Genomic DNA, 20676 nt, shown 5'->3' on the forward strand with positions numbered 1-20676 from the left:
CCACTTGTATGAAAACGTCTACAATTAAAGAAACAAAGGAGGACATTACTTATGAATAAACAGCTATCTATAATTGGAGTACCTATGGACTTAGGCCAAATGCGCCGAGGTGTTGATATGGGACCAAGTGCTATTCGTTATGCAGGCATTGTTGAGCGTCTGGAAAATTTAAAATATACGATTGAAGACCTCGGAGATATTGAAATCAAACGTCCTGCCCAAAAAGATGATAACAAACTGGACAACCTCCGTAATTTGAATGAAGTAGCAGAAGGTAATCATCGGTTAGCTGAAACTGTAGACGAAGTTATAGAAAAAGGGAATTTTCCACTTGTTCTAGGTGGAGATCATAGTATTGCTATGGGTTCATTGGCTGGTATTGCTAAGCACTATGATAATTTAGGAGTCATCTGGTATGATGCACACGGTGATTTAAATACTGGGGATAGCTCTCCTTCAGGAAATATTCATGGGATGCCGTTAGCAGTGAGCCTGGGAATTGGGCACGAAAAGCTGACTAATATTCATGATTATCAACCGAAAATCAAACCCGAGAACATTGTAATTATTGGTGCCCGTTCATTGGATGAAGGTGAAAGGATTTTGATTAAAGAAAAGGGCATTAAGGTGTACACCATGCATGAAGTAGATCGTATAGGGATGTCCCAAGTAGTAGAAGAAACGATTGAATACTTAAAGGAACGTACAGATGGTGTTCATTTAAGCCTAGACTTAGATGGATTGGATCCTGAGGAGGCCCCAGGTGTAGGAACTCCTGTAATGGGTGGGTTAAGCTATCGGGAAAGTCATTTGGCGATGGAGATGCTGTTTCAATCCAGCATGATTACGTCAGCAGAGTTTGTAGAGGTAAACCCAATCTTAGATGAGAAAAATAAAACAGCAAATATGGCTGTGGGTCTTATGGGGTCACTTTTTGGAGAAAGTTTAAAATAATGGGGAAGTTAGGAGCAGCTTACCTTACGAGGGGTAAGTTGCTTTTGTTTTAAAGTTTCAAACTCGTTTAATAAACGATCCAGCTTCACACTTATGCGAACCACCTCTTCAGAAGTTAATGCATTTTCGTAAGCTAACCTGCTCATTTCTTTTCTGCAAACTTCAATCTCCTCAAGCAACATGAACTCTCTTTCCATTTTCTTCACCTCCTATGGGAATTTTTTCATACGTTTTTCTTATACCCATTTTACTATATAATAAACATTATACTAGGGAAAATAAACAGTTATAGAATTTTTGAAACCTTTTGCTCCTCTCATTCGTATGAGGAGAACAACCGCACAGATGGCGGAGGTATAGTAAATGGAAACCATGATTATGAAAAAAATTAAAGAAGTTAAGAAGGGTGACCAGTCTGCGTTTGAAGATATCGTGTCCTTTTATCAAAATAAAGTATATCATATCTGTTATCGAATGATTGGGAATGCTTATGAAGCAGAAGATCTTGCTCAGGAGGCATTTATTCGGGCCTACACTAACATTCATACGTTTGACGAGCGGAGGAAATTCTCTACTTGGTTATATCGTATTGCCACGAATTTAACGATTGATCGTATTAGGAAGAGGAAACCAGATTATTATCTCGATGCTGAGGTAAGAGGGACGAATGGATTAAACATGTACTCCCAACTGGCGGTTGATCAAGCGTTGCCGGAGGAAGAGGTAGAAAGCCTTGAGCTGCAAAGTTACATTCACCGAGAAATTCTCGCCCTGCCCCCTAAATATCGAAGTATTATCGTACTCAGGTATTTAGATGAATTATCCCTTCAGGAAATTGCTGAAGTATTAGATATTCCTATGGGGACTGTAAAGACAAGAATTCACCGAGGCAGGGAGGCCTTACGTAAAAGGCTTCGGCATGTGTAAAGGAGTTGAGAGGGAATGAATTGCAATAAAGAAGCTGTGGCGCTCATGCATAAGTATTTAGATGGCGACCTGCTAAAAGAAGAAGAGAGACGACTGCGTGACCACTTACAAGTATGCACAGCTTGCCAGGCTCATTTCCATGAGTTGAAGCGGTCTATCACATTAGTAAAAAATGCTGGACCCATTACAGCACCTTCAAATTTCACATCTAACGTAATGTCCAGCCTTCCAAAAGAGAAAAAGAGAAAAAACTATGTTCGCTGGCTGCAAAGGCATCCAATTATTACAGCAGCTGCTGTGTTTTGCATATTGATGTTTAGCGGGATATTTTCTGCCTGGAATCAAGATCAGCAAGTAACTGTATCAAAACAGGATGATCTAGTGATTCGTGATAATACAGTGATCGTTCCCGAAGGCGTAACCGTAGAAGGTGATCTAGTTGTTCGGAACGGTGATCTTAAGATAGATGGCAAGATTAATGGTGATATCACGCTCATTAATGGTGATATGGTTACAGAATCAGAACTTGATGAGATTACTAATGGTAAGAAGTATCAGGCATATGTTAGTGGTGAGATTCATGAAGTTAACCAAGTATTTGAATGGGTATGGTATCATGTGAAGAAATTCACCACGGAGCTTTTATCATTAGAATCAGAGGAATCAGATAACTAGTGAAGGGGCCGCTATGAAAAACTCATAGTGGTTTTCTTTTTAACGTAAAAAGCTTATCACATTCGGAGACTATACGAGCAGGTTTTGAATTTTAAATTTCCCCATTCCTAGCAATATTCGTAAAAGTAAAAGTATGATATAATAACACAGGCTATGGCAATTTTTTATAAAAGGAAGTGTAGGCATGCTTGATGGGGGAAATGATGTATTAGATTATCTGCTAATTGCTATTGATATTGCCCTTGTCTGGTTTGTTGTATATAAATTAATCATGCTTATCCAGGGGACGAAGGCCGTTCAGCTGTTGAAAGGAATCTTCGTTGTTTTAGGAGTATGGTTATTGAGTAATTTAACTGGACTAAGCACTCTCAGGTGGCTGATGTCACAAGCGATGACATGGGGTTTTCTCGGGATTATTATTCTCTTTCAGCCCGAATTAAGAAGAGCTCTGGAGCAATTAGGACGTGGAAGTTTCTTTAGTCGTACCTCTACGGAAGAGGAGGATAAGGAGAAATCGATTCAGGCCATTATCAAATCCTGTAACTACATGGCTAAACGGCGTATTGGTGCATTGATTACGGTCGAGCGCGAAACAGGAATGGGTGATTACGTTGAAACAGGCATTACTGTTGGCGGTCACCTATCGAATGAACTTTTAACGAACATATTTATTCCGAATACACCGCTCCATGATGGGGCTGTGATACTTAAAGATAATGAAATAGTCGCAGCGGCCTGTTATTTACCTCTGTCGGAGAGTCCGTTTATTTCTAAGGAATTAGGGACTCGGCACAGGGCAGCAATGGGAATAAGCGAAGTAACAGATGCTCTGACGATTGTCGTGTCAGAGGAAACAGGTGCTATCTCTTGTACAAAAAGCGGTGAACTCCATCGAGATTTAAGCCAGGAGACTTTAGAAAACATTCTTAGGAATGAACTAGATTTCGGATCCAAAACCCCTGCCTCAAAATCTTGGAATTGGAGGGGGAAGAAGAATGGATAATTTATTCAGAAATCGCTGGTTTATCCGAATTATCTCATTGCTATTAGCTGTGCTTCTCTGGGTATCGATTAATATCGACGATAGTATGGATTCAGAGGATCAATGGTTAAGTGAGGGATCTTCTGATATGGAAATTATGAATAACATCCCGCTTGACGTACAGTTTGATAGTGAACAATATGTTGTAAGTGGTCTGCCACAAGACGTCGTGGTATCTGTGCAGGGTCCACAAGGGGCAACGGCTCCTGTTGTGAGACAAAAGAACTTTACTATATATGCAGACCTGACTGATTTAGGGCCTGGTACACATGAAGTTTCCTTGCAGCATACGGGTATAACAAGTAATTTAACTGTCAATATTGAACCCAAAGTGGTGGAAGTAACGATTGAAGAAAAAGACAGTGAAGACTTTAATGTCAGTGTCGATTATATAAACGAAAGTAAGGTTGAAAATGAGTATGTCATAGGGGAACCGAAAGTCGAACCCGAAACGGTGACTATCACTGGAGCGGCTAGTGTGATAGACCGAGTAGCTCTTGTTCAAACCATTGTAGACGTAGGGTCCGCGGATGAGTCCATTGAAAATCTAGAGTCTCCTGTGAAAGTTTACGATGCACAAGGGAACGAATTAAATGTTCTTTCAGATCCTTCAACGGTGGAAGTAACCGTACCGATTAAGAAACCTGAAAAGACAGTTCCAATATCGGTAGTACCTAGAGGGGGCGCACCTGAAGGGGTTATTGTGGACAGCATCACTACAGAAACAAAGGAAGTGGTGATTAGCGGGCCTAAGGACGTATTGAGTGAAATAAAGAGTCTTGATGAGATTCCTGTCGATGTAACAGAAGTTACAGAAGACCAGACAAAAGAGGTTGACATCCCGCTTCCTGAAGGGGTCTACAGTGTCGAACCAAACACAGTAGAAGTAGATATAAATGTGGAGCAAGCTGATAACCAATAACAATAAAATGAATTTTGGGGATTAGGAAAGAGAGGTTACTATATATGGGTAAATATTTTGGCACGGATGGAGTTCGAGGTGTTGCCAATAAAGAGCTCACACCTGAATTTGCTTTTAAACTTGGTCGTTTTGGCGGTTATGTCCTGACGAAAAACGTGCAAAGACCGAAAATACTAATTGGACGTGATACACGTATCTCAGGCGAGATGTTTGAGGGGGCTTTAGCTGCCGGACTTCTATCCATCGGAGCTGAGGTTATGCGACTTGGAGTGATCTCAACCCCAGGAGTGGCTTACCTGACTAAAGCCCTTCAGGCGGAAGCGGGAATTATGATTTCCGCTTCACACAACCCTGTTGAAGATAATGGAATTAAATTCTTTGGTCCTGATGGATTTAAACTAACGGATGATCAGGAAGCTGAGATAGAAGCACTGATTGATGGGGAAGAAGACAAGTTACCTCGCCCAGCAGGAGCAGATCTTGGTCAGATTAATGACTATTTCGAAGGCGGACAAAAGTATATGCAGTACTTGAAGCAAACGGTAGAGTATGATTTTGAGGGATTGCATATTGCTCTTGATTGTGCACACGGCGCGACGTCATCATTGGCTTCACACTTGTTTGCTGATCTTGAAGCTGATATCTCATCCATTGGATCTTCACCTGATGGGCTTAATATTAACAAAAACGTCGGGTCCACTCATCCCGAAGCACTCCAGAAATTAGTGATCGAAAAAGGTGCCGATATTGGACTAGCCTTTGATGGCGACGGTGATCGTTTAATCGCAGTTGATGAGAAGGGAAACATTGTCGACGGGGACCGAATCATGTACGTTTGTGCCAAATATATGAATGAAAATGGAACGTTGAATCATTCGACTGTTGTTTCTACTGTTATGAGCAATCTCGGTTTTTATAAAGCCATTGAAACCCACGGAATGAAGAGTGATAAAACGGCTGTTGGTGACCGTTATGTTATGGAGGAAATGCGTCGGGGAGGCTATAACCTTGGCGGTGAGCAGTCTGGACATATTATCTTCTTGGATCATAATACGACAGGGGATGGCATGCTGACCGCTCTCCAGCTTGTAAATGTCTTAAAAGATACTGGGAAACCTTTGTCAGAGCTCGCCGCTGAAATGAGGAAGTTCCCGCAAGTTTTGAAAAATGTTCGTGTCATTGATAAGCAGCGTGTTCAGACTCATCCTCGAATTCAAGAGGCCATTCAAGCCGTAGAAGCAGAAATGGGTGAAAGCGGACGAGTACTCGTTAGACCTTCGGGGACAGAGCCGCTTGTCCGGATCATGGCTGAAGCCCCAACCGAAGAACAATGTGAAGAGTATGTGCAAAAGGTTGTTCAGGTTGTGGAAGAAGAATTAGGGATGAAAGAATAGGTCACTATATGCGCAGGGAGCACAAGATAGCTTCCTGCGCATATGTTATTACAAGCGTTTAACAATCCTATAACGAAAGAAAATTGTTGTTGACCAATTTACCTGCTATCGAGTAGAATGAAGAATGTCTCTGAAAAAATTAACAGAGTTTGTTTGGATTGTTAAGGAGCTCTATTCAAATATATGAAGGAGGAAAGCAGACTTTATTTTTATTAAAGCGCCAGGGCTGTGTAAATAAAAACACAGTTGACGAGGAGGAGAATCATCGAGCGTTCGGCGGATGTCTCCCGGTTGTTCCACTTCAACCGTATGTCCATGTGTTAAACCAGAGAGGCGACTCTTTGTCCAAATCACATGAACAAAGTGATATCAAAATTTGTTTACGGGGAAGGGGCAATCGACTGCCCCTGAATACGCATGTCGGTTGCTCCTTTCTTACTATAGGAGGACACCAATTATGTGTGGAATTGTAGGATATATCGGACAGAAAGATACGACGGACATTTTGCTAAGTGGTTTAGAAAAACTTGAATATCGCGGTTATGATTCTGCGGGGATTGCTGTGCGTAATGCAGACGGGGTTCATGTTTCCAAAGTAAAAGGACGGATTGCTGCGTTAAGAGAAGCGGTAAATGAAGACGTCCATGCCACAATGGGAATTGGACACACTCGTTGGGCGACACACGGAGCACCGAGCCGTGAAAATGCACACCCCCACCAAAGTTCAACAGAGCGCTTCACAATCGTTCATAATGGGGTAATCGAGAACTATATGGACATTCGCAATCAGTACCTGCAAGATGTGGAGCTTCAAAGTGAAACAGACACAGAAATCATCGTGCAGCTGATCGAAGTTCTTTATAACGAGCTTAACGACGTTGCGGCGGCTTTCCGTAAAGCTGTTGAGTTATTGACCGGTTCTTATGCGATTGCTCTAATAGACAGTGAAGATAGTGAAACCATTTTTGTTGCCAAGAACAAGAGCCCCTTGCTAGTTGGTCTTGGTGATGGCTTTAATATGGTCGCTAGTGATTCTATGGCCGCACTTCACGTTACAGATCAGTTTCTTGAGTTAATGGATAAAGAAACAGTTATCCTTCGTCGTGGAGAAGTAGAGATTATAGATCCTGACGGTCAACAAGTTACACGTGAACCATTTAAAGCTGAAATTGATGCCACAGATATCGAAAAAGGCACATACCCTCACTTTATGCTGAAGGAAATCGATGAACAGCCATTTGTTATTCGTAAAATCATCCAAGAGTATCAAAACAAGAACGATGAAATTAAGCTGGATCCACAAATTAGGGAAGCTATGAAAACATGTGACCGTATTTATATCATTGCAGCAGGCACAAGTTATCACGCTGGCCTTTTAGGAAAGCAGTTTATTGAGAAATTGGCGAATATCCCAGTAGAAGTCCATGTAGCCAGTGAGTTTTCTTATAACATGCCACTTCTTTCTGAAAAGCCATTATTCGTCTATATTTCCCAAAGTGGTGAAACAGCAGACAGCCGTTCTGTTCTAGTTCAAACGAAAAAATTAGGCCATCCAGCGTTAACGATCACAAACGTTCCTGGATCCACCCTTTCCCGAGAAGCGGATTACACTATGCACTTGCATGCAGGGCCGGAAATTGCTGTAGCCTCAACAAAAGCTTATACAGCACAGATGGCTGTACTCGCTATTCTAGCCGTTGATACTGCTCGTGCAAAAGGTATCGAATTAGACTTTGAGCCCATGCAAGAACTGGGCATTGTCGCTAATGCTATGGAAGCTTTAACAGACCAAAAAGAAGACCTTGAGGAACTGGCACGTGACTATTTGTCAGTGACCCGCAATTGCTTCTTCATCGGTCGAGGTATTGATTATTATGTAGGTTTAGAAGGTTCGCTCAAACTAAAAGAGATCTCTTATATTCAAGCCGAAGGGTTTGCAGGAGGAGAACTTAAGCACGGAACGATTGCATTAATTGAGGAAGGTACACCTGTTATCGCATTAGCCACACAGGAAAACGTAAATTACTCCATTCGTGGAAACGTTCAAGAAGTTGAAGCGCGTGGTGCGAACAGTATGATTATCAGTATGAAGGGTCTTGATAAAGAAGGCGATGCATTCGTTATCCCTCACGTCCATGACCTGCTGACACCGCTAGTATCTGTTGTACCATTTCAGCTTATTTCTTATTATGCAGCGCTTCACCGCGACTGTGATGTTGATAAGCCGAGAAACCTGGCTAAAAGTGTGACCGTTGAATAAATTATAAGCTTTTACTAACGATAAGTGTGAGGTGATAATAAAGTTCTAAAAAAAATAATAAAGTTGTATAAATCATAATAAAGATCTATAAAAAATGCGTGCTTTGAAGTATAATGGAAATAACTTCTGGCACGCAATTTTTATTGGATATTATTTGGAGGTGTGAAATGGCTAAGCGTAAAAATACATGGACCGAGGATAAAATTGCTCGCTATTATTCAGAAGGACGCGGCAGCGGGGAATTAGGAGATTATAAACCGTGGTTGAACATCCACGATGTTTCATCTTCTGGTCGTTCTCTCCGAGTCATGGGTTGGAAAACTTCTCGTATTCATCATCTATTGTCTGACTTGGAACGGAATTATTTCTATCTGCTTGAATGGGCAGATGAGGTTATAGATATTCGTGAACAATATCCCCTTGATCGGGAAATTACTCACCAAATTGCTGAAAATAAACAAATTAATCATCCCACAGATAAAACAACTAAGACTCCGATCGTATTAACGACGGATTTTTTTATTACCTTAAGGAAAGGACGGGAAATTTCGTATATTGCAAGAACAGTTAAACCCAGTGGAAAACTGGATAAATCCAGGGTGATACAAAAATTTGAAATAGAGCGTGCCTACTGGAAGGACAGGCATGTAGATTGGGGAATCGTTACCGAAAAGGATCTTCCTGTTGAAATGGTGGGAAATATCGGTTGGTTTCATTCTGCTTATGAGTTACCAGCGCCTCCAGATAATGAACTTATTCCGGAGTTATATGGTACCCTCCAACAAAGCAAGGATCCTATCGGAAAAACGTTGCGACAATTTGATGAATCTTATCATCTTGAAAAGGGCAGTGCTTTGGCGTTATTTAAGCATTTACTTGCTCGTAAAAAGGTTTTGTTTAATGTAAAGGAACGTTTCAGCGTAACATGGAATACATCAACCTTAACTTTTCCGGTTTTAGACAGGAATGAAGAGGGAGTGGCAACATGAATCTAGCGGTTAATGAGTTGTTGAAAGACGAGCAGAATGGCAAAACGTTCCGTGTTTTGTGGATTGATGAAGGAAATGTAATAGCCTATTTAATCGATATTCACGATTCGAAGGCATTCCCTTTAGTACATGCAATAAGTGAGTTAATAGATGAAATCGTTCAGGATGAATTAACAAAAGTGAAAAATGACCCATATTCCTTCAACCAAAATCAAAGTGAAAAAAACTTAGACAAACGAGACAAGGCGTGGACCGTGATTGAAAAAATGACTCGAGATGAACCGGCCATTTACGATAAAAAGAAGCGGTCGAAATGGGTAAAGCAAGCTATGGATATCCATGGGGTTAATTATCTCACGGTACATAAATATTTACGAAGGTACTGGCAAAGAGGTAAAACGCCAAACGCATTACTGCCGGATTATTATAAATCGGGTGGAAAAGGGAAGGAAAGGGCAGCCAACTCAAAAAAGCGAGGGCGTCCACGTAAGTATCAATCACAAGGAATTAATGTAGATGAACAAACCAAAAAACTTTTCAGGATATCAATTGAAAAATATTATTTAACAACAAGGAAAAACAATTTATCAGAAGCTTTTAATATGATGATCAAGGAGTTTTATGCTGAAGACTATTACGATAAGGATGGCATTAAAAAGCTTGTGGTCAAAGAGCAAGAAAAGTTGCCAACTCTAACCCAGTTCCGATATTGGTACAACAAAGAGTACAATGTGCAAGAATCAATGATGGCTCGTCAAGGACGTAAAAAATATGAGAAAGACTTCCGTGCTGTCTTAGGTTCTTCAACAACGGAGGCTGTTGGCCCAGGATCCCGATATCAAATCGATGCCACAGTCGGTGATGTGTATTTAATTTCGCGTTATAATGCCGATTGGATTATTGGTCGCCCGGTGATTTATCTCGTCATAGACGTATTCAGCCGAATGATTACCGGTATGTATATCGGTCTGGAAGGTCCATCGTGGATAGGAGCGATGATGGCACTGGCCAATGTTGCAACCGACAAACAACAATTTTGCCAACAACATGGCATTGATATTCCTAAGGAAGCATGGCCGGTACATCATTTACCTGATGCACTTCTCGCGGACAGAGGGGAATTGGAAGGTTCCGATGTGGATCGGTTGGTTTCTGCATTTAATATGCGTGTTGAAAATGCGGCTCCCTATCGTGCTGATTGGAAGGGGATTGTGGAAAAACAATTCGATACCATTCAACGGAAAATAAAACCTTTTTTACCAGGGTATGTTGACAAGGATTTTCAAGAAAGAGGGGCACGTGATTACCGGCTCGATGCAAAATTGACCATTGAGCAATTCACTCAACTGATCATTCAACAAGTGATTTATTACAACACAAAACACTACTTAAAGGACTATCTGAGGGATGAAGACATGATTCAGGATGAAGTGAAGCCCCTTCCGTTGGAACTATGGAATTGGGGGATCCAAAATCGTTCCGGAAAGTTACGGCATTTTCCGGAGGATTTGATTAAGCTGCATTTATTGCCACAGGGTCAAGCAACTGTGACGTATAAAGGGATTAAATTTAAAGGCATGTTTTACAGTTGTGATCGCGCCCTAAAGGAATCATGGTTTCCGACAGCACGACAGAAAGGGAGTTGGAAGACCACTGTTTCCTATGATCCGCGGGATATGTCTACCCTTTATTTACTCAATGGTGATCAACATACCTTTGAGACCTGTTATTTGCTTGAACACCAAAAGCGTTATGAACATAAAACGCTGGAAGAGATCCATTATCTCATAGAGCATGAGAAGCGAATGAGTGATCAAGCCAACCACGGTCAACTTCAAAAGGAGGTTGATTTTATCAACGATGCAGAAGCCATTATCAAGCCTGCCATGAAGACAGCTAGAGAACAACAGTCTGAATCTACTAGCAAAGCCCAAAAGACAGGGGACATTAAAAAGCATCGTAAAAATGAACGGGAGATTCAGAGAAAAGAAGATGTTTTTTCGCTAAGTAAAGATAAGAAGAGCAACCATCGAGCAGCCGATGTTGTTCCATTTCAACAGAACGATACCAACGAGAGACGATATGCCCGACCGTCCATAAAAGAAAGAGGGCTTTGGCACAAAAGAAAGGAGGGAGACGACGATGAATGACATCAGGGGCCAGCTACAGGCACAAGAAGCGGTTTACCATTCACAAGAACTTGTTGATTTTAAAGGGAATCCTTTGATCGAAGCTTTGCCACCAATCATGTCTGAAGAAGAAGCCTTTGAAAAGCTGGGTTGCTACCCTGATTATGATGAAAAAGAGCGTGAACTTTCGCCGCACCTGCGCTATCATGCGTTGATTCGCTTAACACGTTTTTTTCAGCCGGTCACACAACATCTTGACCTTGAACAGCGATTTTCACGGCTTTTACGATATGGTTATGTTGGCCGGAATCCCTTTACGCCGGAATATACCAAAAGCCTTAACACGGCACATCAGTCAATGACCGGTGAATTCTCAACACAGGATGTTCGCTCAACAGCGTCCAGTTTTACTTTGATGGGTTTTTCCGGAATCGGAAAGACTACAGCCATTGAACGGATTTTGTCACGGTATCATCAGTTAATTATTCATACACACCCATTAAATATTACGCAAATCGTGTGGCTGAAATTGAATTGTCCCCATGACGGTTCACTGAAGTCGTTATGTATGGATTTCTTTTTGAAGATTGATCGTCTACTCGGGACCAATTATTATGAGCGATTTGGGGGACGTCGTAATTCTATCAGTTCAATGGTTACGCGCATGGGGCAGATTGCACGCCTTCACTGTATTGGCGCATTGATCATCGATGAGATTCAACATTTATTAACTACGAAAGATAGTGGGTCCGAAAAAATGATGAATTTTTTCGTCACGTTAGTAAATGAAATCGGCGTGCCCATTATGATGATCGGAACCATGAGGGCGAGAAGCGTTCTACAACAGGACTTTCGACAGGCTCGTCGTGGTAGCGGGCAAGGGGATATGGTGTGGCAACAAATGAAACAAGATGATGACTGGGAAGTTCTGATTTCGGAAATGTGGAGGTACCAATGGACAAGAAAGAAGGTTGAGTTAACGGAGGAACTGAATGCTTCGCTATATGAACAAAGTCAGGGCATTATTGATATTGCGATTAAATTATTTGTTCTCTCACAAGGTCGTGCTATCGAGACCGGTGAAGAAACGATTACACCAGCTATGATACGAAAAGTTGCTTCTGACGATCTGAAATTGGTTCAACCGATGTTAAAGGCATTAAGAACCGGGTCACTATCTGAGATGGAAAAGTATGAGGATATCATGCCCATGGATATTGAAGATTATCTCCAACATCGCCAAACGAAAATAGATTTAAAAGCGACAATCCAAAAGAAAAAAGAAAAACAGGCCGAAACTCGACAAAAACGAGAGACAACGGTGCAAGAAAAGGTAATTTCTTCACTAATTGCCTTGGATGTTGACCCTAAAATAGCGGAAAAGGCAACAGTCGATGTGTTAAATAAACATAGTGCGGAAGAAATCTCGCAAGCCGAACTCATGCAAAAGGTGATTGCAATGGTACAAGAATCGGAGAAATCTGATACGCCAAAATTACAGCAGTCTTCCCAGAATAAGTTGGAAAATATCGTGGAGGAAGGGAAGAAGGACGAGCGTTCTGGCTACGAATCTTTAAAGGAGTCCGGATATATCAAAAATCCATTAGAAGAATTCTCAATATAATGTGGAGGAGGTTACGGGAATGCTGTCTTTTTTTCCGACATTGTATGATGATGAACTGTTATATAGCGGTTTAGCCCGTTATCATGTACGTTCTTGCAACTTCAGTCCAAAGACGACTATGAAAGACTTGTTTGGCTCTGCAAGCACCATTGCCGTACCTGATCTACTTACTCATTTGGAAAAACTCTATGAGCAGGTTCAACACTTTCGGGGACCAACAATTAACGAATGGATTCAGGAACACACCTTTTTTCACTATTACACTGAGTTTGCAAAAAAGCAGGTCAAAGAACAAGTCTATAATGCAATGGCCACGGGCAACAAACCGGGGGCTATCCATATGATGACCGGTATGATGGCCAGCAACATTTCTGAACCTTCTTATTTTCGGTTCTGTCCGCATTGTGTGGGTAAAGACATCGAATGTTACGGGGAAACGTTCTGGCATTTGTCCCATCAGTTACCCGGTGTTTTGGTGTGCCTCAAGCATGAAACGTTATTGCAGGATTCCAATGTTCCTTTTCGTGGCCCAAATAAACATAAATATATAGCAGCAACAAAAGAAAACTGCGGTTCAACGGTGAACACATCGGTTTTTAATAACCAAACCATGAGTCATCTCAAACAGATTGCGAAAGATAGCATTCAACTTGCAAAAACGGATTTTTCTTTCAACTGGCAAGGAATTCAACAGGCTTACCATTACCTGCTTCAAAAGCATGGCTATGCGACGGTGAAAGGAACTGTTGATCAAAGGGAATTAGCCGAGCAGTTTAAGCACTATTATGGGGAAGAGCTTCTTAAAGCTTTACAGTCAGCGGTTGATGCGGATCATCCATCCTGTTGGCTAAAAGCGATTACTCGAAAACATCGAAAAGCTTTTCATCCGATTCGACATTTGTTACTGATCCATTTTTTCGGTGAGACCGTAAGCACTTTTTATCAATACGCATCCCGAGTCTATCAGCCCTTTGGCGAAGCCCCTTACCCTTGCTTAAATGCGGCTGCTAGTCATTATCTGAAGCCGGTCATTTCTAATGTTAAGATTACTATTTGCACAGACACACGCCGACCGGTCGGTACCTTTACCTGTTCATGCGGGTTTTGTTATTCAAGGAGAGGGCCTGATCAAGCGGATCAAAATCGTTATAAAATCGGTCGTATTAAACAATTTGGGTCTGTCTGGAAAGAAAAGCTTCATAGGTTGGTTCATGTTGAAAAGCTTAGTTATTATGCTGTGGCTAAACAGTTAAAGGTTGATATTGGCACGGTAAAGAAATATGCCAATCAAAGGTCAAGGCATGATCCTATCAAGATCGTTGATAGCTCTTCGTTATTGCCTGAAAAACGAGCAAAGTGGCTACGATTACAACAGCAGTATTCAACCCTATCCATTACAGAACTTCGAAAGGTCGATCAGGCGTTATATACCTGGCTTTATCGGCATGACCAGCAATGGCTTGACAGGCATTCACCGAGACAAAAGAGCAAGCCTTCAGAAAACTACCGTGTGGACTGGCCTAAACGGGATCAAGAGGTGTTGAAGGAAGTTCAGACAGCGGTTCAACAATTGCATTCTATAAGAAAGCCAATTCATATTAACATCGGTCGGATTGGTAAACAAACCGGACGTCTTGCATTACTTGAGCGTCATTTAGAAAAAATGCCCGAAACGAAAGCCTACTTAAAGCAAGTTGTAGAAACGAGGGAACAGTTTCAGATGCGTCGTGTTAAATGGGCAGCTCAGCAGTTATCACAAGGTCAAGAAGAGGTCGTGGAATGGAAAATACAGCGTTTAGCCGGACTACGGGATGAACTTCCGGATTGTGTTCAACAGGAAATTTCCTTGTGGGTACAACGGTATCAAACAAAGGCAAGGAAAGAGGTGTGAATGATGGAATCCATAAAGTTAAGACCCTGGCCATTTGACAATCGAGTGGTAAAATTACATTGGTTCGGCCACGTAAGGTTAACTTCTTCAAAAAAGTGGCGCATTACCGTTGCCTTTGAAGATCGAAATCAAGTGGAGTTGATTCAATATCCAATTGGTTTGTTACCTATTCTTCGTCTTGGGCAATATTATCAAAAAGGGTATCTTTTAACCTCTCAAAAAGAAGGAATGATCGACGTTACCCGTGTGCATGACCTCACCGTTGGTTATACCTCCAAATCTATTGATGTTGCCCGTCGGTTCCAATATTTCTTATACAAAAAACGCGAATTAATCAATCAGAAAGTGTGGAGTTTCCAGTCGGGAAGTAATTACTATTACATCCCTCATACGGAATTGATCCGGGCGCTTTTTACCAATAACAAGGTACTGGCCAATGCATTGCTTCGCCCTAAAGGGTTAGTGTACTTATTGAGTCATCAGCAAATAAACGGTCGTCATGCATCATTTGATTTCTCTCAAGAAATTCCGGCTACCATCATCAGTGACGATTTTGTACGACATTTTGTCTGGTTATACTCCGTTCCTGAAATCCGAAATGCCTTTGAATCCGTTCAGACCAATGTATACGCAAATGCTGCAAAGTCAAATGGATTGACTAATGGCATGCCGTTAGAATTGGTTCCACCAAAACTAAAAGATTCGTTCTGGACATTTCGAGGGAAACGGCAGGGTAAGCATGTCTTTATTTATGAATTGCTGGACTTTACGGTAATGAAACTACCATTCGATGAAATTGATTATAGTCATGTTTCCATCAAAAAACGTGTGTACAGCAACAATCCGAAAAAGAAACGGATTTCAGAATCAGGAAAAGAACAAGATTTTGAGGTTGATCCTAAAGAGGAAAATCAGGCAAAGGAAGATACTCATCAACCGGTTGTTAAAAGTGAAGCCACACAAATGACTTTTGAAGGTCGGACGGAAGTCAAACGGACAGCCAAGCAGGAACAGCAAGTTAATCAAGGCGATATCTATACGACAAAAGATGGCCGTGGGGGAGCCTTATTAACCGCAGCCAGTGTGGATGAATCAATAGCTGGTGGCAGCATTCAGCCCATTGACTTTAAAACTCTTGAAATTACATATGAAAGAAACGGCTATGGTCTTGAGGATTTTTATAAAATGATTCAATACTTAAAAGAAATGCATTTAGAATTAAGGATTTCAATGAATCTTATCAATTTGCCAATAGGAAGAAAGTTTTCATGGTTACCTGATGGGCGAAGGAGAGTGTGCGCTGTCGTACGTATTGAGAAAAATGGGAGGAAATCTGTGTATATTTTGGAAGTGGCGCGTCCGGATCAACGATCCTTATCAACATTGATTGTTCAAATGGAAGAGGTAAAAAACCGAAAAGGTGAGGAAGAGACAATACATGGGTTGCTTTATGGTTTGGTTTTTAACGGAGGGAACTGGCGTAAGAGAAGCCTTCAAAAGGTAACTTATTCAAAACTGAGGCACACAAGTAAGGACTCTGAACATTGGGCGGAAAGGGTATATGAAAAATTAATGTGACAGCCCAAAGGGATAACATAAAAATGGGAAATTTTAGGTGTCGATAATAAACTGATTTATTTGCGAATTGAGGTCATTTTTGGTACTATATTCATCATTAGAAATACGTTTCCTCATGTGTGAAATTCGCATGGGAACGTAGAGGTGAAAAGAATGATTGTTAAAAGTGAGAAGATAACCTCCTAAAATCAAGATTTAAATTTTAGGAGGTTAAAACATTGAAAATAAAAAGAAATACAGAAGTAAATGCACCCCTTTTACTCATCGTTTTTATGTTAGCTGTTCTAGTGGCCGCGATTACCGTTGATATGGTTAACCCAGTTCTTTCTCTTATAGGTGAAGATTTAGATACTTCTGCGGCCCAAGTTAGTTGGGTGGTAAGTGGTGTATCACTTGTACTTGCGATTGGAGTCCCTCTTTATGGTCGGATTTCAGATTATTTTGAGCTGCGGAAGCTATTCACTTTCGCCATTTTGATTTTTGCGGTTGGAAGTATAATCTGTGCTCTTGCTTCCAATCTTTCATTATTGGTTTTTGGCCGAATGGTACAAGGAGCTGGATCAGCTGCTATACCTGTCCTTTCCATCGTGGCTATTTCACAGGTTTTCCCGGAAGGAAAACGAGGTGGTGCTTTAGGTCTTATCGCAGGGTGCATTGGGATTGGAACAGCTGCAGGACCAATCTTTGGAGGAGTGGTCGGTCAATTTTTCGGCTGGCATGCGCTGTTTTGGGTCACTTTCTTACTAGCGGTGATCATTGTGATTGGTGCGCTTTTGATGATACCGGACATCCCGCCGACGATGGATGCTCCAAGTAATAGGCAATTTGATCTCCTTGGGGGTGTATTACTTGGACTCACCGTAGGTCTTTTCCTTTTTGGTATCACACAAGGTGAGGCTGCAGGGATTGTATCTTTTTCTTCGTTAGGAAGCCTAATCGGATCACTATTCGCGTTAATAGGATTTATTTGGCGAACAACCACCGCAGAACATCCGTTTGTTCCTCCTGCTCTGTTTAGTAATAAACCTTACGTCAGTTCAGTACTGGTTGGGTTGTTTACTATGTTTGCCTATTTTTCGGTATTAGTCTTTGTACCTTTGATGATGGTAGAGGTAAATGGACTTTCCCCTGGATTAGCTGCGATGACACTATTACCGGGAGGCTTAGCTGTTGCGATTCTTTCGCCTTTAGCTGGCAGGATTTCAGACCGATTAGGAGCTAAACCTCCAATTATTGGGGGGCTCACATTGATGGGCGTTTCAACGTTCTTCTTGTCAACGTTTGCTTCTGGAGCTTCTCCCTTTTTGGTGGCAGCAGGGGTTCTAGGCGTATGTATTGGCCAGGCGTTTACGAACTCCCCAGCGAATAATGCTGCAGCAAGTGCGCTTAAATACCAACAAGTGGGCATAGGATTAGGGATTTTTCAAGGTTCATTGTTTCTTGGTGCAGGTACAGGGGCTGGAATAATGGGGGTGTTCTTATCAGCACGTAAAGAAGCTATGGACCCCATCAACCCGTTATATGTTTTGGATGCTATTCCCTATTCGGATGTATTCTTGGCGGTGACGGTCGCTGTAATTTGTGCATTAGTTTTTTCTTTTTGGCTACGAAGGTAGAACAATTAAGAGACCGGTTGTATAGTGGCAACCGGTCTCTTAATACATAATTGAGTAAAAACCTTATTATCATTCAACAGTAATTAAATGAAATTTGGTGTTTTGACTAGGATTTAAGAATAAAAAGTGAAAACTGAGGTGTTCAAATTTGATAAGAGAATTAAATAAGGATGAGGAATTGCCGTTAGACTTATTATTGTTGGCAGATCCATCAGAGAAGCTTGTCAGAGAATACATTTCAAGAGGTAATTGCTTTATTATGAATCTTGATGGAATAATTATAGGTACATATGTGCTTCTTCCAACTCGACCAGAAACAGTAGAAATTGTAAATGTAGCAGTGAAAGAAGATTATCATGGTCAGGGATATGGAAAGCAACTTGTCCTCCATGCAATTGAAACGGCAAAAGGTGAAGGTTATAAAACCATTGAAATAGGAACTGGGAATTCAGGAGTCGTTCAATTGGCATTATATCAAAAATGCGGTTTTAGAATGACTTCTATTGATCGTGATTTTTTTGTTAGACATTATGATAAACCCATTTTTGAAAATGGCATCCAAGTCATCGATATGGTTCGACTTTCACAAGATTTATAAAGGTTGTCGTCTTTTGTGAAATAAAAGGGCTTTAGCGACGATTGTCGCCTCTGGCCCTTAGTATCTATCTGGAAGCTTCCAGTTCTTTCTTAAGCGTATTTTAACTTTCAGTATCCGGCAACAAGTTCAAGTTATTATGAAAAATGTTTTCAGGATCATATCGTTTCTTTAATTCACTTAAACGATTGAGGTTTTCTTCTGAATAAACATCTTTCAATCTCCCATTTTCACCAATTCCCATAAAGTTCACATCAGCTCCTGCAGCATATTTCTTTAATCTTTTCCAGACGTTTTCGTTATAAGCATGATTTTTATCTACTTCTTCCATCGATGTAAAAAAGTTTGTTATGATAACCAAGTAGGGTTTATTTCGGTGAGAAAATGCCGTATAATTTTTGGGTACACGACTGATTGCTCCACCAAGCACACGTGTTTGAATGCTGAGGTTGGAAGTTGGATCCTGATTTATTTCTCTAACAAAAGTCTTTGCCTTTTGCTCGTCCAACGTTTCCATATACATATTTCGACCATAGAAACCTACACCTTCAGGCAGATTCAGGAGTAAATCTTTGTATGGTTGCGGTTTTACTTGATCTAAGATAATGTTTCCAATTTCCCTAAAGGGAGCTATGACTGCTTCACCCTTGTCTATATTGCCTGTATAACAAAATGTTGCGGATATCATAGGTTGATGATGATACTTAGATGGAAGAAACGGAAACGGAGGTGCAGTCATCATATCAACAAATACAATAAGTTCGTCGGGTGCTTTATCAGCAAGTTCCACTATTTTCATAAATTCTTGCGTTTTCATCCCCTCATAATATAAAGCACCTCCGAGTACTTCTCCCCCGTCAAACAGGTCAAATTCAAAATCAGTGATGATACCAAAATTACCAGCGCCACCTCGCACACCCCAAAACAAGTCTGGGTTCTCCTCTTTGCTTGCACGCCGAATCAACCCGTCAGATGTGACCATCTCAACGGAGCGCAAAGCATCAATGGTCAATCCATATTTGCGTGATAAATACCCAATACCGCTCCCTTGTGCAAGCCCTCCTACACCGACGGAAGCCGTATCACCGGACGGAATCGCCAGTTTGTGGGGTTGAAGCGCATCAGCCACATCCCCCCAAATATTACCCGGACCGATGTGAGCAATCCGTGATTGGGCATCTACATCAATATGGTTTACGTCAGATAAATCAATGAAGATTGCTTGATTTTCTGTGTTATACTCAACAAAACTATTATGCCAACCACTTCGTATCGCTATTGGAAGCCGGTGTCTCTTGGCAAAGTCAAGAACTTCTACAATGTCTTGGGCATGCTTAGGCCTTACAATTAAACATGTAGTGGGCTCTGCAGCTATATTCCAAACTTTTTTTACCTGTTTAAACCCAGGGTCTGATGAAAATAAAAGTGACCCTTCAATTTGCTGATCCAGTTCTGTCAGCTGTGATTCTAATTGTGAACAAAAATTTTGATTCATTGGTCTACTCCTTCTTTTAAAATATTGGCCAATCACCTTTTAAAGATTCATTTGGGCACTCTTAGGAAGACACGCTATATATTAAATCTCAGGAGCTTCCAACCCCATCTCGCGCCATTGTTCCCATGCAGGACCATAAACTCCGGGAACTTTTAGCCCGGCTTGACGTATAAGGACAGTAACTTGTCCACGATGATGAACAATATGCTTGATTAATTCCATAATAATCGAAGCATTTGATTGCTTTCTTCCGAATGCATCTTGTACTTGCTTTAGAGATTCATCTGTCCATTGTTGTTCAATCATCTGGGCTGCGTTAGAACTTACCTTTTTAAAGGTCTCAGCAATTTCGTCTGCTGAAGTTGGGACACTTTCTGCATTTTCTACTCCATCCATGTTCAACCCGAAATCAGCCAAATAATCTGGAATACTTGTTGTTATGCCAAACAATCCTTCCCAAAGTACGCCCTTCTGGATAAACTTGTCGCTCTAGTGAGTCATCCGCCAGGCTATCCAAAACGTTTTGAGTTCGTACGGCTTCTTGATTCCACTCTTTAATAAAATCTGAAATGGTTGTATACATTT

The 20676-nt window shown here is 41.2% G+C and carries 16 protein-coding genes and 1 pseudogene; 14 read left to right on the forward strand and 3 right to left on the reverse strand.

Features of this window, described 5'->3' with window-relative positions; translation table 11 throughout:
* The first annotated feature begins 51 nt into the window (after positions 1–51).
* Positions 52–954, forward strand: coding sequence for an arginase (gene rocF / locus G6R08_RS11545; RefSeq protein WP_163528049.1), 903 nt, complete (start codon positions 52–54; stop codon positions 952–954).
* A gap of 8 nt (positions 955–962) precedes the next feature.
* On the opposite strand, the gene G6R08_RS11550 is transcribed toward rocF, so the two are convergent.
* On the reverse strand, positions 963–1151 hold the full coding sequence (locus tag G6R08_RS11550) for an aspartyl-phosphate phosphatase Spo0E family protein (protein WP_163528050.1): 189 nt from the start codon (positions 1149–1151) through the stop codon (positions 963–965).
* Between the two features lie 166 nt (positions 1152–1317).
* Between G6R08_RS11550 and sigW the strand changes: the two genes are divergently transcribed.
* The 13 genes from sigW (at position 1318) to G6R08_RS11615 (ending at position 18599) form a co-directional block, all read left to right on the forward strand.
* The gene (gene sigW, locus G6R08_RS11555) at positions 1318–1881 is read left to right on the forward strand and encodes an RNA polymerase sigma factor SigW (protein WP_163528051.1); all 564 of its coding nucleotides are present in this window, start codon (positions 1318–1320) and stop codon (positions 1879–1881) included.
* A 15-nt stretch (positions 1882–1896) separates the two neighbouring features.
* Entirely contained in the window at positions 1897–2556 is a 660-nt protein-coding gene (locus G6R08_RS11560; protein ID WP_163528052.1) for an anti-sigma factor family protein, read from the forward strand.
* Between the two features lie 184 nt (positions 2557–2740).
* Positions 2741–3559 carry a diadenylate cyclase CdaA gene (gene cdaA / locus G6R08_RS11565; protein WP_163528053.1) on the forward strand — a complete coding sequence of 273 codons (819 nt, stop codon included), beginning with the start codon at positions 2741–2743 and terminating at the stop codon, positions 3557–3559.
* Positions 3552–4520, forward strand: coding sequence for a CdaR family protein (locus G6R08_RS11570; protein ID WP_163528054.1), 969 nt, complete (start codon positions 3552–3554; stop codon positions 4518–4520). The genes cdaA and G6R08_RS11570 overlap by 8 nt, the downstream gene beginning before the upstream one ends.
* Before the next feature lie 44 nt (positions 4521–4564).
* The gene (glmM, locus tag G6R08_RS11575) at positions 4565–5914 is read left to right on the forward strand and encodes a phosphoglucosamine mutase (RefSeq protein WP_163528055.1); all 1350 of its coding nucleotides are present in this window, start codon (positions 4565–4567) and stop codon (positions 5912–5914) included.
* A 457-nt stretch (positions 5915–6371) separates the two neighbouring features.
* Positions 6372–8174 carry a glutamine--fructose-6-phosphate transaminase (isomerizing) gene (gene glmS / locus G6R08_RS11580; RefSeq protein WP_163528056.1) on the forward strand — a complete coding sequence of 601 codons (1803 nt, stop codon included), beginning with the start codon at positions 6372–6374 and terminating at the stop codon, positions 8172–8174.
* 167 nt (positions 8175–8341) lie between these two features.
* The gene (locus G6R08_RS11585) at positions 8342–9163 is read left to right on the forward strand and encodes a TnsA endonuclease N-terminal domain-containing protein (protein ID WP_240339696.1); all 822 of its coding nucleotides are present in this window, start codon (positions 8342–8344) and stop codon (positions 9161–9163) included.
* A complete protein-coding gene (locus G6R08_RS11590) occupies positions 9160–11313 on the forward strand; it encodes a Mu transposase C-terminal domain-containing protein (protein ID WP_163528057.1) in 2154 nt (717 codons plus the stop codon). The genes G6R08_RS11585 and G6R08_RS11590 overlap by 4 nt, the downstream gene beginning before the upstream one ends.
* The gene (locus G6R08_RS11595; protein WP_163528058.1) at positions 11306–12916 is read left to right on the forward strand and encodes an ATP-binding protein; all 1611 of its coding nucleotides are present in this window, start codon (positions 11306–11308) and stop codon (positions 12914–12916) included. The genes G6R08_RS11590 and G6R08_RS11595 overlap by 8 nt, the downstream gene beginning before the upstream one ends.
* Positions 12917–12935: 19 nt before the next feature.
* Positions 12936–14807, forward strand: a complete 1872-nt coding sequence (locus G6R08_RS11600; protein WP_163528059.1) for a TnsD family Tn7-like transposition protein — start codon at positions 12936–12938, stop codon at positions 14805–14807.
* Positions 14808–16385, forward strand: coding sequence for a Tn7-like element transposition protein TnsE (locus G6R08_RS11605; RefSeq protein WP_163528060.1), 1578 nt, complete (start codon positions 14808–14810; stop codon positions 16383–16385). It abuts the gene before it with no gap.
* A gap of 272 nt (positions 16386–16657) precedes the next feature.
* Positions 16658–18001 (forward strand): MFS transporter, encoded by a 1344-nt coding sequence (locus G6R08_RS11610; RefSeq protein ID WP_163531288.1) that lies wholly within the window; start codon positions 16658–16660, stop codon positions 17999–18001.
* Positions 18002–18149: 148 nt separating this feature from the next.
* Complete coding sequence (locus G6R08_RS11615; RefSeq protein WP_163528061.1) at positions 18150–18599, forward strand: GNAT family N-acetyltransferase; 450 nt, start codon at positions 18150–18152, stop codon at positions 18597–18599.
* 100 nt (positions 18600–18699) lie between these two features.
* Here the strand turns inward: G6R08_RS11615 and G6R08_RS11620 are convergent, their stop codons facing one another.
* Positions 18700–20091, reverse strand: coding sequence for an FAD-binding oxidoreductase (locus G6R08_RS11620; protein ID WP_163528062.1), 1392 nt, complete (start codon positions 20089–20091; stop codon positions 18700–18702).
* 81 nt (positions 20092–20172) lie between these two features.
* Positions 20173–20674 (reverse strand): annotated as a pseudogene (locus tag G6R08_RS11625) (DinB family protein).
* Between the last annotated feature and the right edge of the window lie 2 nt (positions 20675–20676).

The sequence above is a fragment of the Halobacillus ihumii genome, assembly GCF_902726645.1.
Classification (GTDB): Bacteria; Bacillota; Bacilli; order Bacillales; family Halobacillaceae; genus Halobacillus_A; species Halobacillus_A ihumii.